Below are 15,417 nucleotides of genomic sequence, written 5' to 3' on the forward strand. Positions count from 1 at the left end.
TTAAACCTAAACTTTAGATTTTCAGTAACTATACTTCAATATAGATTTTATATATTTGAAGATTAACCTATTTTAAACTCCTCAATAAATGAGTATATGAGTCTATTTAAAAGACTTTTAAACCCAAACTACAAGTCAGATGAAAAAGCCAAAAAATCTGACCGCGGAAAATATTACCCCGAAGAAAAGCTTCCGATAGACGAGAAGTTTACTTACAATTTTAACAAGAACGGCGGTAAGTTTCTGTATTGTGAGAATGTAGAGGAAGTACTGGAAGCATTCGACAACATCCTTTTGGAGAACGATTGGTATGAAAGAGATGTATTCTGTATCAACGATCAGCTTGCGTCGCGATTTGATGGTTTCAATTTAAGCTTTTCTAAAAAACAGAGTGCTGCCTTCTTTTTGTCTACCTGTGAATCCCTAGTTGCAAACAACGGTTCTATTTTGTTGTGTTCCAATCAGATCAAAGAGAAAAAATTAAGCGAACTCCCTTTTAATTTTGTAATTTTTGCTACTACCAGTCAGTTGGTGGATACCATAAGTGAAGGGCTTCGCATTATAAAGAACCAAAGTGGAAACCACATTCCCACTAATATTACTACCATACAGGACTTCGAAACCAATAAAGAAAAGGACTTTATGACTTATGGAAGTAGCACAAAAAACCTATATTTGCTGCTACTGGAAGACCTATAATTTATGAAGGAACTTATCGTGCGTTCAATATCAGGTGCCTTGTACATCTCGATAGTTGTATTCTCAATGTTCGCTGCGCACGAATGGTTTTTACTCCTCTTCTATATTCTCGCGGTTGTGACACTCAATGAATTTTTAAGGCTAGTTCACCTAAAAAGTATAGCAGCCTATATCCTCCTAACAGTCTTCCTGTATTTTTTAAGCTACCGAATATTCGATTATAATGCGGTTTATTTACTGCTTATCCTTTGTGGCTTTGTCAATTTGTTCTTATTAAAGGATCTGCTGGTCGTTAACAAGATCCCCATGTTCGAGAAGAAAAAATACGTCACCATTATTTTTTATATCATTAGCGGATTTGTCTTTCTCACACTCATCCCTATACGAGAAGAGGAATTTGTACCCTGGCTTATAATTGGTGTTTTTGTACTGGTTTGGGCCAATGATAGTTTTGCGTATCTCATTGGGAAGAATTTCGGAAAAACCAAACTTCTGGAGCGTATATCACCAAAAAAGACCGTTGAGGGCTTTATGGGAGGAATCCTTGGGTCACTTTGTGCCGGATTTATTATCTTTAATATAACAGATTTGTTTAATCTCCAGATCTGGACAGGTATGGCCTTGATCGTTTCATTCTTTGGAACTGCAGGAGATCTTATTCAATCAAAATTTAAACGTCAGGCAGGAGTAAAAGACAGCGGAGTGCTCATGCCGGGTCATGGCGGACTCTATGACCGTCTGGACAGTATCATTTATAGTAGTCCGTTTATATATGCATTTTTAGAGATTGTAGAACATGTTTCATAAAGAAGGATTTAAAATAATTTTCGTGGCATTCGCCCTGTGTGTAGGGTTGAGCATACTTACAGATTATCTTGTAGAAGACCGTTGGATAAAAGGCGGGATCATCATTTCACTTATGATCTTTCTGGTAATGATCCTTCAGTTTTTCAGAAACCCGAAAAGAAACTATGTGATCAATGAAGACCAGATCCTCTCTCCTGTAGACGGGAAAGTAGTAGTGATTGAAGAAGTTTTCGAAAAAGAATATTTCAACGAAAAGAGGTTGCAGGTTTCAGTGTTTATGTCACCTATAAACGTGCATGTTACAAGATATCCTGCCGGAGGAAAGGTAGTTTACAGCAAGTATCATCCGGGAAAATATCTTGTGGCCTGGCACCCAAAGTCTTCCGAAGAAAACGAACGCACCACCGTTGTGGTAAAAACAAAGACTTTTGGAGATATACTCCATAGACAAATTGCCGGAGCCCTGGCAAAGCGTATCGTAAATTATGCCGAGGAAGGACAGGAAGTGGCACAGGCAGCTGAAAGCGGCTTTATTAAATTTGGGTCCAGAGTAGATGTTTTTCTACCACTGAATGCAACAATTAACGTGACACTAAATCAGAAAGTCAAGGGAGGAGTTTCCGTTATTGCCAGCCTATGACCTCGGAAGAACTAGATATTGCCTTTAGAGCTGCTGTAAAGAGTATCAACGAGCACACAGAGCCCTTTCCTGCCGATATACTGCTTCGCCTATATGGATATTACAAACGCGCCACCAACGACCAGGATCAACCCAGTAGTAGCAATCCTTTAATTTCGGCATTTAAAACCAACGCATTGTTTCAAACCCGAAACCTAACGAGTGACGAGGCTAAAGAATTGTATATAGAGGCGGTGAATCACTACTTTCTGTACCGCAAGTGATCTATTCTTGTTGTGCCTTATTGAATTTGATCTCATAGGCATCAATAACTTCTCTAATGATCTCAACATTTTCGGAAGCGCGCTGATGTGCCGTTTCCATACCTTTTTCAAGCTCCTTATCAGGATGCTGAAAGAGATCGGTAATTACATGATTGATCTTGTCGATGATACTCTCCTGACTGTTCTTTATATCTTCCAGCTTATTGAGCATCCCCTGCATTTGGTCATATTTAGCTTGTTCCATAAGGTGTTTTTTATGAAAATACAGAGAGATGGGCCTTACTAAAGAATAATTAACGGTTTTTTAAATAAAATTAAGAGGATTTAACGCAAAAGTCTGTTTTTAAGCCTTTTGAAGTCCGGCAAGACTGGCTTTTAGCGTTTCTATCTTCGCAAGGGCATCGGCTTCCTTTTGTTTTTCGATGGCCACAACCTTTTCTGGGGCACCGCTTACAAAACGTTCATTCTTCAGTTTACCCTGTACGCTTTTCAGAAAACCTTCGGTATATTTCAGTTCTTCGGAAAGTTTTGCGATCTCTTCATCGATGTTGATAGCTCCGGCTACCGGAACAAAATATTCGTTGGACTTTACCCTAAAGGTTAATGCACCTTCGGGTTTTTCTGTTACATATTTCAATTCTGAAAGGTTCCCCAACTTGGTAATTACAGGATCGAACTCAGTACCAATAGTATCATGATTGATCACCAACAGCGCTATGGTTTCTTTGAATGCGATGTTCTTTTCCTTTCGGATGGTGCGAATTCCCGAAATTACTTCCGAAGCAATATCGAAAGCGTCAATAAGTGCCGAATTATAAGCTTTGGATTCGGGCCATGTTGCGATGATCAATGCCTCCTGTGGAGTTCGGTTGGTTATATGCTGCCAGATCTCTTCAGAAATAAATGGAACAAATGGATGGAGGATCTTTAAATTATCCTCTAACACCGTAATAATTTCGGTCTTTATTCTGGCAGGAATCGGTTCACCATAGGCAGGCTTTACCATTTCCAGCAACCAAGAACAAAAGTCGTCCCATATCAGCTTATAGGTGGCCATAAGGGCATCGCTTATTCTGTATTTACTATAGTGGTCATCGATCTCCTTTAAAACCTTCTGAAACTTATTGCGATACCATTGCAGAGCTATGTCTGCGGTTTCATAAGGATAATTATCGTTTTCCTCTGTGCCACCGGAAACCTCCCAACCATCGATTAAACGGTAGGCATTCCATATTTTATTTACAAAACCACTACCCTGTTTACAGAGGTCTTCATCGAACATAAGGTCGTTACCTGCCGGAGAACTCAACAGCATTCCTACCCGAACGCCATCTGCACCATATTTTTTGATCAATTCTATGGGATCGGGAGAATTTCCCAGCGATTTGCTCATCTTGCGACGCTGTTTGTCGCGAACGATCCCGGTAAGATAGACACTTGAGAATGGTTTTTCATCCCGGTATTCATATCCGGCAATGATCATACGTGCGACCCAGAAAAAAAGAATTTCGGGAGCTGTTACCAGATCGTTTGTAGGATAATAATAATTTATCTCTTCATTATCGGGTTCCAGAATCCCGTTAAACACACTAATGGGCCATAACCAGGACGAAAACCAGGTATCGAGTACATCACCGTCCTGAGTAAGATCTGATAAGGCAAGATTGTTATTTCCCGACTTCTCACGAGCAAGCTCTACCGCTTTTTCGATCGTTTCGGCAACCACAAAATCGTCTTTGCCATCACCGTAATAATAGGCCGGAATTTGATGCCCCCACCACAACTGACGAGAGATATTCCAGTCTCTTACATTTTCCATCCAATGGCGGTATGTATTCACAAATTTGTCGGGAACGAGATGCACATCTTTTTCAATTACCGCATCCAGAGCGGGTTTTGCCAGTTCCTTCATTTTCAAGAACCATTGATCGCTTAATCGCGGTTCTATTACTGCGCCGGTTCGCTCACTGGTTCCAATTTTGTTGGTGTATTGTTCAACTTTTGAAATGAGTCCCAGTTCTTTCAGTTCCTTTACCATTGCCGTTCTCGCTTCAAAACGGTCCATTCCCTCGTAATGCATTCCGAAGCTATTTAAACTGGCATCATCATTGAGAATATCAATAACCTCAAGTCCGTGCTTATCACCCAGCATCTTATCATTCTCATCATGAGCCGGAGTAACTTTTAAGCAACCGGTTCCAAATTCCACAGAAACGTATTCATCTTCAATAATCGGAATTACACGATTACATATAGGAACAATTGCCTTTTTACCTTTCAAATGAGTGAAACGCTCGTCATTGGGGTTAATACAGATCGCGGTGTCTCCAAGAATAGTTTCGGGGCGAGTGGTGGCGATGGTGAGATGGTCGGCACTTCCTTCTATTTTATAATTTACGTAATAGAGGTTGCTTTGTTTTTCTTCATAATTGACTTCTTCATCAGACAGGGTGGTCTTTGCTTCAGGATCCCAATTAACCATTCTATATCCACGATAGATATGTCCTTTGTTGAACAGATCGACAAAAACCGCTATTACCGAAGCGCTCATATCTTCGTCCATGGTAAATTTAGTACGATCCCAATCACAGGAAGCTCCTAATTTTTTAAGCTGTTCCAGGATGATCCCTCCATGCTTATGAGTCCATTCCCACGCATGACCAATAAATTCATCCCTGGAGATATCGTTCTTATCAATTCCGTCGCTTTTAAGTTTGTTTACTACTTTGGCTTCAGTCGCAATAGACGCGTGGTCTGTACCGGGAACCCAACAGGCATTAAATCCTCTTAGGCGGGCTCTTCTTATGATGACATCCTGAATAGTATTATTAAGCATATGCCCCATATGGAGTACTCCGGTAACATTTGGCGGAGGAATGACGATGGTATAAGGCTCTCTATCGTCAACTTTGGAATAAAAATATCTGTTTTCCATCCAGTAGTTATACCACTTATCTTCCACACTCTCAGCACTATACTTTGTATCTAAAGCCATACTTTGGTCCAATTTTTGAAACTAATGTGCAAAAGTAGGTATATCTGTAAGATTATAAAAGTGAATAACTTATTTTGCTGTTTGACTAAAAGATACCTATTTTAGCTTTTATTAAAATTAGAAATCATGAAAAAATTAGTACTCTTAGCATTAATTACCGTAGTAGGTTTTACGGCTCAGGCACAACAGGCTAAAATTTCCTTTAAGGCCGAAACCATTGATTATGGAACCATTGCTAAAGGAAGTGATGGCGTACGTGTATTTGAATTTACAAATGTTGGTGATGGCCCATTGATCATTTCGGATGTAAAATCAAGCTGTGGCTGTACTGTTCCTAAGAAACCTGAAGGCCCTATTGCTCCCGGTGCCGTTGGTAAAATTGAAGTAAAGTACGATACCAACCGTGTGGGACCAATTAGAAAAACGGTTACCGTATACTCTAACGCCGATCAACCTATCAAAGCCTTAAAGATAAAAGGTGAGGTACTTCCCGACGGACAAAGTGTTGTAAATTAAGTGTTTTAACCACTTCTTAAAATATAAAGTCGGCCCTGTGCCGACTTTTTTATATCAGTTCTTTTAATATGAATTTGAATTTTGCGGTATATCCGTTTCGATCTACTGTCATAGTGATCTTGCGTCCGGGTTTAGAAGAAAACAAGTCAATAAGTTCATAAAGTTTGTATCGGTAGGCCGGTTTTCCATTTACGCTTAATACCTCATCCCCTTTCTTGATACCGGCCAAAGCGGCGGGAGAGTCTTCTCTAAGTTCGGCGACCACGAATTTCGGAGCTAAAAAAAACTGAAATCCCGGATTTACAAGCACTTCTGTGACTTTTGAAAAAGTTCCGGATTCCTTATTACGGCCTAAAATATGGCGTTCCACGGGAGCGACATCCTTTACCGGTATCATTCCGTCGTGCTCTATGGTAAGTCCGCTCATATCGTAATGGAACGGATCGTTAAAATAACCATTTCTTTTCAAGGTCATTAATTTGGAATTATAATCCATTACAACGGTAAATCTTCTGAGTATTTCTCCGCCTAAACTACCGTCCCTTCCTTCAAAGAATGTTATATTTTCTAGTGAAGTAGCATCGGGAAATGCAGCTGTGGTATTTCTAAGTTCATAGTTTCTCAATTTTACCATATCGAGTTTCGATCGTTTTCCGAAGATATTTCCGCTTAGTCCTAATCCTAGAAAATCGGAGAAATAATTTTTGGGGCTTTCAGAAATAAATTCTTGCTCTTCAAATATCCAAAGTGCATCACTGGAACCGCTGTCTATGAGTAACGTGACTTCTTTCATAGCTGTTAATTGAGAAACTTCAATGTCGATATAAGGTTTATTTCCACTAAATCTTAGGTTGAATTCGGCACATTTTCTACAACGCTTCCTCTTGTAACTTTGATGCGGATATAAGGTGACTCTTTTGGACGAATAATCGGTCTGTATCACGAAGTCCTTAAACAGGTCAAAACCTATGATCCCATGTATGGGGACTCCCATTCGGGTGGAAAAATTTAATTTTTTGTCAAGTACCACAAAGATCTTATGGTCGCTATCTACAGCCCGTCCAATTTTTACAATATTATTTTCACTCACTAATGCATCTATAGCACCGCCTTGACCTAATCCTTTAATTTTTACGGGTTTCGCATTATTAAGCTGAATAGAATCCTGCTCCCCTAGAGCAAATAACAACGTAGAATTTACACCTGTATCTAAAAGAAAAGACAATCGCGATCCGTTAATATCTACCGGAATGATCACAAGATTATTGACCAGCTCGAATGGGATCTTATCTTTTTTTACTGAAGGAGGTAATTTAAACGACTGTTGGGCAAATCCTTGTTCAGAAAAACAAAAAATGAACCCCAGAGCTGATATAAGGATCCGTATGTGATGTTGGAATTTCAAGGTTAATGAAGATATAAAAAATTGCTCAAAGTGCGTTAATCCCTTCTGAATTATAAAATATATTTCGCAACTTTGTTGCTTAAATCAAATCGTATGCCATCAGTATCCAGAAAGGGGCAACAGATGCCGGAATCTCCTATCAGAAAATTGGTTCCTTTTGCCGAAAAAGCCTATAAAGCCAACAAAACAGTCTACCATTTAAATATTGGACAACCGGATATAAAAACCCCTCAGATCGCTATGGATGCTGTATCCATGCACTCGCTGGAGATACTTGCGTATTCCCGATCGGAAGGATCGGAAGGGTATCGAACCAAGATCGCCAACTATTATAAACGCAACGAGATTCCTGTAGAGGCGGACAATATAATAGTTACTACCGGGGGAAGCGAAGCATTACTCTTTGCGATGGGAAGTATTGCCGATATTGATGACGAAATCATTATCCCGGAACCATTTTATGCGAATTACAACGGATTTGCAACGGCTTCGGGCGTGAAGATCGTTCCTGTAATTTCTAAGATAGAAGATAATTTTGCCTTGCCACCGATTTCAGAATTTGAAAAACTTATAACGCCTAAAACCAAAGCCATCCTTATCTGTAACCCGGGAAATCCCACGGGATATCTTTATTCCAAGGAAGAAATTAAAACCCTCGCCGCTATTGTAAAGAAACACGACTTGTTCTTAGTGGCCGATGAGGTATATCGCGAGTTTACTTACGATGGTTATGAGCACTATTCTATACTGCAGGAAGAGAGTATGGCCGAACACGGTATTATCATCGATTCAGTTTCTAAAAGATACAGTATGTGTGGGGCGCGTATTGGCTGCCTTGTTTCAAAAAACAAACAAGTCATGGCTACAGCCTTGAAGTTTGCTCAGGCGCGATTAAGTCCGCCTACTTTTGCGCAAATTGCCAGTGAAGCCGCGTTGGGAACTCCACAGAGTTATTTTGATAACGTTATAAGTGAATACGAACAACGACGCAACACGCTAATAAGAGAATTGCAAAAGATCCCCGGTGTGATCGTGGGCGTACCAAAAGGAGCTTTTTACTGTATTGTCCAACTGCCGGTAAAAAACAGTGATGATTTTGCACAGTGGTTGCTGGAATCATTCGATCTTAACGGAGAAACCATTATGGTTGCTCCGGCAGCCGGTTTTTATTCAAGTCCCGGAGTTGGATTAAATCAGGTGCGTATCGCCTATGTCCTTAATGAAGACAGTCTTATTAAAGCCGTTAATATCTTAAAGGTGGCTCTTGAACAATATAAAGGTTGATGCATATTGAAGAGAACAAATCGCTCAAGGAATACAATACCTTCGGAATTGAAAGTGCCGCTCGGAAATTCGTTTCGGTTAAAACCGTTTCTGAGCTTCAGGAAGTACTGAGAAAATTCAGAAATGAACCTAAATTCATTTTAGGAGGTGGCAGCAATATGCTGTTAAAGAACAATATCGATTCGTTGGTAATCCATATTGCCCTTATGGGAGTGGAAGTGATTTCAGAAGACCGTGATCATGTGTATATCACAGCTATGGGAGGCGAGAACTGGCATGAGTTTGTGCTTTATTGTGTTGAAAGTAATTATGGTGGTATTGAAAACCTTTCGTTAATACCCGGGAATGTTGGTACGGCACCTATTCAGAATATTGGTGCATACGGCGTGGAATTAAAGGATGTTTTTGAGCGATGCACTGCAGTAAGGATCAAAGATGGAACAGAATGTACCTTTAATAAATCTGATTGTAAGTTTGGATACCGAGACTCTGTTTTTAAAACGGAAAAGAAAGGCGAATTTATAATTACAAGTGTCACTTTTAAGCTTACCAAAAGGAATCATTTGAAGCATACCTCTTACGGGGCTATCGACGATATTTTAAAGGAACGGGGTATTGAAGCTCCGTCTATTAAAGACATTTCCGAGGCTGTGATCGCCATTAGACAATCCAAACTCCCCGACCCCAAAGAATTGGGAAATAGCGGTAGTTTTTTTAAGAATCCGGTGATTAGCAATGACGCTTTTAGAGAATTTCGAGTTCACTTTCCCGATGCTCCTTTTTACGATGTGTCGCCAACAGAATTTAAAATTCCGGCGGGTTGGCTTATAGAACAGGCCGGTTTTAAAGGAAAACGCTTCGGAGATGCGGGTGTGCATAAAAATCAGGCGTTGGTACTTGTGAACTACGGAAATGCTACCGGAGCCGATATATGGAAGCTCGCACTTAAAATTCAAAAGGAAGTAAAAGAAAAATTCGGGATATATATTGAACCCGAAGTGAATATTATTTAATCGAAAGCTAACACGGTGTCGACTAAGTGCAATTCGCCGTTCGTGCCCTTAATATCACTTTTCCCTAAAACAGCCTTTTTCCCGGTATCGGTGGTAAATATAATATCACTACCGTTTTTGGTAACTTTAAGGGTCTTTCCTCCCAATGTGGTGATCGAATAACTGCCCGACTTTATGTTCTGAACCATAGCCACCGAATCTATGTCTCCTTCTATGATATGATTCTTTACGAGAGCGATCATTTCATTTTTAAATTCGGGTTTAGTGAAATTCATTCTTTTTTCCTCATCAAGCTTGTCAAAAGCCTCGTTGGTAGGAGCAAGAATAGTATATGGCCCTTTTTCTTTTAACAAAGACTCAGACATACCGGAGGTAACCAAAAGACTTGAAAACGTGGAAGTTTCCTTGGTTGCCATGACTTTTGCCATCACACTGTTTGCCTGAGAGATCCGTTCTTGTTTTTCTTCCTGTACCCGGATATTTTGCAGCGAATCTGTTTCTCTTTTTTCACTATTATCTACGACATACGATTTCTCGTTCTTTTCATTTTTACAAGCTGAAAGCATAAAAATCAAAGTAAAGAAGAATACGAAAGGGTACCATTTTTTCATTGAAGTAATATTTATTTTGAATGCTAAAAATAACCAAATTACGAGCAATTGAGCAAGAAAGATTGTATTTTTGTCGCTCAAATCTATGTTATGGGAATTTTATTGATAACGGTAGTATTATTACTGCTGGCAGTAGCAGGAATCGCTATAAAAATATGGGGTAAAAAAGACGGAAAATTTGCCGGAACCTGTGCAAGTCAGAACCCATTTTTAAACAAAGACGGAGAAGCTTGCGGGTTTTGCGGAAAATCCCCGGAAGAGTTTGAGAACTGCACCGAAGAAGTGCATCAATAATTAATCTTCGTCGCTGCCTATGCTGCTACTTTACGTGTTTATTGCAGTCGTTCTAATGAACTGCATTTATTTTCTTCTATTTTCTAAATTTTCATTTATTAATGCGCCTGAAACCCAAACTGAGGCAACCTTTCCCGTTTCGGTGATTATCTGCGCGAAAAATGAAGCAAAAAACCTTAGGCGAAATATTCCATTATGGTTGAAGCAGCAATATCCACAATTTGAATTGATCCTGGTAAATGATGCGTCTTCAGATAAAACGCTGAAGGTCATGGAATCGTTCGCAGAAAAAGACCCGCGTATCAAGATCGTTAATGTAAAAAATAATGAAGCTTTCTGGGGAAATAAAAAGTATGCGCTTACCCTTGGGATTAAACGGGCAGTACATACCCGTTTGCTATTTACCGACGCCGATTGCGAACCGGCAACAAAGCACTGGATCAAAATTATGGTTAGTCATTTTTCGGAGGAAAAGCAAGTGGTTTTAGGCTACGGGGCATATTCCGAACTTCCGGGCCTGTTAAATGCGTTAATTAGATATGAAACATTAATGACTGCCGTTCAATATTTCTCTTATGCCATAGTAGGAATTCCATATATGGGGGTGGGCAGAAATCTCGCATATACCAGCACGATCTATTATAAGAACAACGGGTTTATGTCTCATATACAATTGCCTTCGGGTGACGATGACCTGTTTGTAAACGAGGTTGCGTCAAAGAATAATACGGCAGTTTGTTTCGATGCGGCTGCATTTACCTATTCCATTCCGAAGAAAACCTGGAAAGACTGGATAATACAAAAGAGGCGCCATATTACAACATCCGGCAGATACAAACCCCATCATAAATTCTTGCTGGGCACCTATTTTGTTAGCAATTTATTATTCTGGATACTTGCTGTGGCTTGTTTGATCATGAATTCGTGGATCATAGTAGTTGCTCTAATAGGTTTAAGATTTATTATCCAATATCTGGTGATCGGGTATTCTGCAAAAAAATTAAAAGAATCTTCCTTAATTCCATTTATTCCTTTATTGGATTTATTTTTAGTATTCATACAAATGTTTATCTTTATTTCAAACCGTACAGCAAAATCTACACGTTGGAAATAAGTAAAGAGGAAATTCTGGCACAAATTCAGAAAGCTAAAAAAGGCAAGCAGAGTGCCTTTAGTTTTTTGTTGGATCGGTACTGGAACGAGGTGTACGGCTTTCAATTAAAGCGCGTTAAAAGCGAATATGAAGCCGAAGATATTGCCATCGAGACCTTTTCGAAGGCCTTTGATAAAATTGAGACGTTCGATGAAAAATATACATTTCCCACTTGGTTGATCACCATTTCGAAAAATATTCAGATTGATAAAACAAGAAAGAAAAATGCCTCTATCTACGCTCAGACTTCCGATACCAGTGACGAACATGTAAAAAAGATCATAGACGATTCTCCAACTCCGGAGGATATTCTAATAACGGAGCAGAATTTAGCCGAATTACTTCAATTTATTAAGGAATTAAAACCTCATTATCAGGAAGTGATCAATCTTCGATATTTTCAGGAAATGCAATACAATGAAATTTCCGAAGCCCTTGAAGAGCCTTTGAACAATGTTAAAGTTAGGCTGTTAAGGGCAAAAAAATTACTGGCAGAGATCATTACTCAAAACAGAGATCGTTGAAACTTTCCATTAAAAACCTGGGACCCGGTTTTCTTTTTGCCGGTGCCGCCATTGGCGTCTCACATCTGGTTCAATCTACCCGAGCCGGTGCCGACTTTGGCTTCGGACTCCTATGGGCGTTGCTACTTATAAATGCAGTAAAGTATCCTTTCTTTGAGTTTGGTCCGCGCTACGCTGCGGCAACCGGTGAGAGTTTGCTTCAAGGCTACCGAAAACTGGGCAAGAGTGTGCTGTGGGTTTATTTTATTATCACTTTTGCTACGATGTTTACCATACAAACCGCCGTAACAATCGTCACTGCTGGAATAGCATCCATGTTGTTTGGCACAGGTTCGGTAGTGCTGTGGACGGCCATTATCACTGCGATCTGCTTTGCAATCCTCATCATAGGACGTTATAAGGTACTGGATAACCTCATGAAGACGATCGTGATCTGTCTTACATTAAGTACCATCCTGGCAGTCATTCTAGCTACTGAAACGACTTCGACAATTACGGTAACGCAAGTTTTTCCAATGGAAGCGGCCGGAATTGCATTTCTTATTGCCTTTATGGGATGGATGCCGGCTCCTTTGGACATATCTATCTGGCATTCGGTATGGACATTGGAAAAAAAGAAGGTCGATCCAAGCATAACACCGTCACAATCCCGCTTCGATTTTAATGTAGGCTTTATTGCGACCACGGTACTTGCTATTGGATTTCTTTCTTTGGGAGCGTTAGTTATGTTTAATACTGGGGAAAGTTTTTCAGGCAATGGAACTGTGTTTGCGAACCAATTGATCTCTATGTATACCGCCAGTCTGGGCGACGGAGCAAAGATCGTGATAGGAATTGCCGCACTAACTACCATGTTTAGCACTACTCTCACCACACTGGATGCGTCTCCTCGAGTTATGCATCAGACTTCAGAAATATTAATGAAAACAAATCATAAAAAGGGGTATCTGTTTTGGCTACTCGTATTAATTGCCGGTACAATGGCTATCTTTTTCTTTTTTGTTTCTGAGATGGGAGTGCTTATTCAAATCGCTACGGTGCTTTCATTTTTAACCGCCCCGTTTTATGCAATAATGAATTATGTACTGCTCACCGGTAAATATACCCCGGTAGAGGCTAGACCTTCAGGATTTATGAAGATCTACAGTCTGTTTTCCATTATTGTGCTTATCGGCTTCAGCGTCTGGTACTTAGTTACTTTTTAGGTTGATCTGATCAGTTTGTGAATTCAGAATTGAAATTAAAGAATGCTTTTAGGAATAGTTAAAATTGTATCTTTGCATACCCTATGGAAATACAAACCTTAGATACACAAAAACCGGCACCTAAACCTAAATGGTTACGGGTAAAATTACCCACCGGTAAGAAATATACTGAACTTCGTGGATTGGTCGATAAATACGACCTGCATACCATTTGTACTTCAGGCAGTTGTCCGAATATGGGTGAATGCTGGACCGAAGGTACTGCCACTTTTATGATCCTCGGAAATATTTGTACCCGCTCCTGCGGATTCTGTGGAGTTAAGACCGGTCGTCCTGAAACCATCGATTGGGACGAGCCCGAAAAAGTTGCGCGATCCATAAAACTGATGGAAATAAAACATGCGGTGATCACCTCGGTAGATCGGGATGACCTAAAGGATATGGGTTCCATTATCTGGGCTGAAACCGTTAAGGCTATCCGGAGAATGAATCCCACTACCACCTTGGAAACTCTTATCCCCGATTTTCAGGGAAATACTCGCAATATTGATCGTATCGTTGCTGTTAAGCCTGAAGTGGTATCCCATAATATGGAAACTGTAAAGCGCCTTACTAGAGAAGTGAGAATTCAGGCAAAATATGAACGGAGCCTTGAAGTATTGCGATACTTAAAAAGCAGCGGGATTGACCGTACCAAGAGCGGAATCATGCTAGGCTTAGGTGAAACGGAAGCCGAAGTGATACAATCGCTCGAAGATCTAAGGGCAGTACATCTGGATATTGTTACGCTGGGACAGTACCTACAACCCTCTAAAAAACATTTGCCGGTTAAGGAATTTATTTCCCCCGAACAGTTTAAGAAATATGAAGAAATTGGACTCGAAATGGGCTTCAGGCACGTGGAAAGCGGTCCTTTAGTGCGATCTTCCTACAAAGCACAAAAACATCTCACTTAGCATAATTTGATGGAAAAAACCATTAAAATAGGAATCAACGGTTTTGGTCGTATTGGCAGAAATCTATTCAGAATACTATTAGATCATCCTCAAATTGAAGTTGTCGCCGTAAACGATATCTCCAACACAAAAACCATGTCACACTTGTTAAAGTACGACAGCATTCACGGCGTACTTCATCGCGAAATCGGATTTACAAATACTTCCATTTCCATCGATGGAATGAATGTCACCTTTACATCGGAACAGGATATTTCTAACATTTCATGGGGCGAGGTGGACGTGGTTGTAGAATGTACCGGAAAATTTAAAAGCAAAGTTCAATTAGAACAGCATTTGGAAAATGGGGCCAAAAAGGTGATCTTAGCAGTACCCCCACTTGAAGATGATATAAAAACTGTAGTTTTAGGGGTAAATGATGATATTCTAACGTCCGAAGACCGTATAATTTCGAATGCATCCTGTACAACCAACAATGCGGCTCCCATGTTAAAGGTACTGGATGAGCTGTGCGGAATTGAACAAGCGTATATTACTACTATTCATTCATATACTACAGATCAAAGTTTACACGATCAGCCTCACAGAGACCTGAGACGTGCGCGTGCGGCGGGACAATCGATTGTCCCTACCACTACCGGGGCAGCAAAGGCCCTTACGAAGATATTTCCGGATCTTGCCTCGGTAATTGGAGGTTGCGGTATTCGAGTTCCGGTACCCAATGGTTCTTTAACCGATATGACTTGTAATGTAAAGAAAGACGTAAGCATCGCAGCGGTAAATGCCGCGTTTAAACATGCTTCCGAAACACATTTAAAGCATATTCTTCAATATACCGAAGATCCTATCGTATCTGTGGATATTATTGGAAACCCTCATTCCTGTATCTTCGATTCAGACATGACATCGGTAATCGGAAAAATGGTCAAAATAATCGGCTGGTACGATAACGAGAGGGGTTATTCGCATAGAATTGTAGATTTAATCCTACAAATATCTGATAAATAGGATGTTTTATCGAGGAAATAACTATATTTATCGCCCAAGTACAT

General features: G+C 40.1%; 17 protein-coding genes. 13 read left to right on the forward strand and 4 right to left on the reverse strand.

The window, feature by feature from the left end:
- The first annotated feature begins 96 nt into the window (after positions 1-96).
- The 4 genes from ALE3EI_RS01235 to ALE3EI_RS01250 are packed head-to-tail and all read left to right on the forward strand — an operon-like array spanning position 97 to position 2,409.
- The gene (locus ALE3EI_RS01235; protein ID WP_186990031.1) at positions 97-699 is read left to right on the forward strand and encodes an LUD domain-containing protein; all 603 of its coding nucleotides are present in this window, start codon (positions 97-99) and stop codon (positions 697-699) included.
- A gap of 3 nt (positions 700-702) precedes the next feature.
- On the forward strand, positions 703-1,506 hold the full coding sequence (locus ALE3EI_RS01240) for a phosphatidate cytidylyltransferase (protein WP_186990033.1): 804 nt from the start codon (positions 703-705) through the stop codon (positions 1,504-1,506).
- On the forward strand, positions 1,496-2,146 hold the full coding sequence (locus ALE3EI_RS01245; protein WP_186990035.1) for a phosphatidylserine decarboxylase family protein: 651 nt from the start codon (positions 1,496-1,498) through the stop codon (positions 2,144-2,146). The genes ALE3EI_RS01240 and ALE3EI_RS01245 overlap by 11 nt, the downstream gene beginning before the upstream one ends.
- Positions 2,143-2,409, forward strand: coding sequence for an acyl-CoA-binding protein (locus ALE3EI_RS01250; RefSeq protein WP_186990037.1), 267 nt, complete (start codon positions 2,143-2,145; stop codon positions 2,407-2,409). Before ALE3EI_RS01245 ends, ALE3EI_RS01250 begins: the two co-directional genes overlap by 4 nt.
- A 1-nt stretch (position 2,410) precedes the next feature.
- Here the strand turns inward: ALE3EI_RS01250 and ALE3EI_RS01255 are convergent, their stop codons facing one another.
- Positions 2,411-2,653: a hypothetical protein gene (locus ALE3EI_RS01255; protein WP_186990038.1), complete on the reverse strand. Its 243-nt coding sequence runs from the start codon at positions 2,651-2,653 to the stop codon at positions 2,411-2,413.
- A 99-nt stretch (positions 2,654-2,752) separates the two neighbouring features.
- Positions 2,753-5,404: a valine--tRNA ligase gene (locus ALE3EI_RS01260; RefSeq protein ID WP_186990041.1), complete on the reverse strand. Its 2,652-nt coding sequence runs from the start codon at positions 5,402-5,404 to the stop codon at positions 2,753-2,755.
- A gap of 126 nt (positions 5,405-5,530) precedes the next feature.
- Between ALE3EI_RS01260 and ALE3EI_RS01265 the strand changes: the two genes are divergently transcribed.
- Positions 5,531-5,920, forward strand: a complete 390-nt coding sequence (locus tag ALE3EI_RS01265) for a DUF1573 domain-containing protein (RefSeq protein WP_186990043.1) — start codon at positions 5,531-5,533, stop codon at positions 5,918-5,920.
- Between the two features lie 49 nt (positions 5,921-5,969).
- On the opposite strand, the gene ALE3EI_RS01270 is transcribed toward ALE3EI_RS01265, so the two are convergent.
- The gene (locus ALE3EI_RS01270; protein ID WP_186990045.1) at positions 5,970-7,325 is read right to left on the reverse strand and encodes a retropepsin-like aspartic protease; all 1,356 of its coding nucleotides are present in this window, start codon (positions 7,323-7,325) and stop codon (positions 5,970-5,972) included.
- A 93-nt stretch (positions 7,326-7,418) separates the two neighbouring features.
- Here ALE3EI_RS01270 and ALE3EI_RS01275 point away from each other — a divergent pair, with 93 nt between their 5' ends.
- Positions 7,419-8,609: a pyridoxal phosphate-dependent aminotransferase gene (locus tag ALE3EI_RS01275; RefSeq protein ID WP_186990047.1), complete on the forward strand. Its 1,191-nt coding sequence runs from the start codon at positions 7,419-7,421 to the stop codon at positions 8,607-8,609.
- A complete protein-coding gene (gene murB / locus ALE3EI_RS01280) occupies positions 8,609-9,622 on the forward strand; it encodes a UDP-N-acetylmuramate dehydrogenase (RefSeq protein ID WP_186990048.1) in 1,014 nt (337 codons plus the stop codon). The genes ALE3EI_RS01275 and murB overlap by 1 nt, the downstream gene beginning before the upstream one ends.
- Here the strand turns inward: murB and ALE3EI_RS01285 are convergent.
- Positions 9,619-10,233: a fasciclin domain-containing protein gene (locus tag ALE3EI_RS01285; protein WP_186990050.1), complete on the reverse strand. Its 615-nt coding sequence runs from the start codon at positions 10,231-10,233 to the stop codon at positions 9,619-9,621. The two genes, murB and ALE3EI_RS01285, sit on opposite strands and share 4 nt — an antisense overlap.
- Positions 10,234-10,323: 90 nt before the next feature.
- On the opposite strand from ALE3EI_RS01285, the gene ALE3EI_RS01290 reads away from it, so the two are divergent.
- The 6 genes from ALE3EI_RS01290 to gap all read left to right on the forward strand — a co-directional run bounded on the left by ALE3EI_RS01290 (position 10,324) and on the right by gap (position 15,373).
- Complete coding sequence (locus ALE3EI_RS01290; protein WP_186992249.1) at positions 10,324-10,527, forward strand: membrane or secreted protein; 204 nt, start codon at positions 10,324-10,326, stop codon at positions 10,525-10,527.
- A gap of 19 nt (positions 10,528-10,546) precedes the next feature.
- Positions 10,547-11,641, forward strand: a complete 1,095-nt coding sequence (locus tag ALE3EI_RS01295; RefSeq protein ID WP_186990053.1) for a glycosyltransferase — start codon at positions 10,547-10,549, stop codon at positions 11,639-11,641.
- Positions 11,632-12,204 carry an RNA polymerase sigma factor gene (locus ALE3EI_RS01300; protein ID WP_186990055.1) on the forward strand — a complete coding sequence of 191 codons (573 nt, stop codon included), beginning with the start codon at positions 11,632-11,634 and terminating at the stop codon, positions 12,202-12,204. The genes ALE3EI_RS01295 and ALE3EI_RS01300 overlap by 10 nt, the downstream gene beginning before the upstream one ends.
- The gene (locus ALE3EI_RS01305; RefSeq protein WP_186990057.1) at positions 12,201-13,409 is read left to right on the forward strand and encodes an Nramp family divalent metal transporter; all 1,209 of its coding nucleotides are present in this window, start codon (positions 12,201-12,203) and stop codon (positions 13,407-13,409) included. Before ALE3EI_RS01300 ends, ALE3EI_RS01305 begins: the two co-directional genes overlap by 4 nt.
- An 83-nt stretch (positions 13,410-13,492) precedes the next feature.
- Positions 13,493-14,365 carry a lipoyl synthase gene (gene lipA, locus ALE3EI_RS01310; RefSeq protein WP_186990059.1) on the forward strand — a complete coding sequence of 291 codons (873 nt, stop codon included), beginning with the start codon at positions 13,493-13,495 and terminating at the stop codon, positions 14,363-14,365.
- 9 nt (positions 14,366-14,374) lie between these two features.
- Positions 14,375-15,373: a type I glyceraldehyde-3-phosphate dehydrogenase gene (gene gap / locus ALE3EI_RS01315; protein WP_186990061.1), complete on the forward strand. Its 999-nt coding sequence runs from the start codon at positions 14,375-14,377 to the stop codon at positions 15,371-15,373.
- Positions 15,374-15,417 lie beyond the last annotated feature (44 nt).

It is taken from the genome of Constantimarinum furrinae, assembly GCF_014295415.1.
GTDB lineage: Bacteria > Bacteroidota > Bacteroidia > Flavobacteriales > Flavobacteriaceae > Constantimarinum > Constantimarinum furrinae.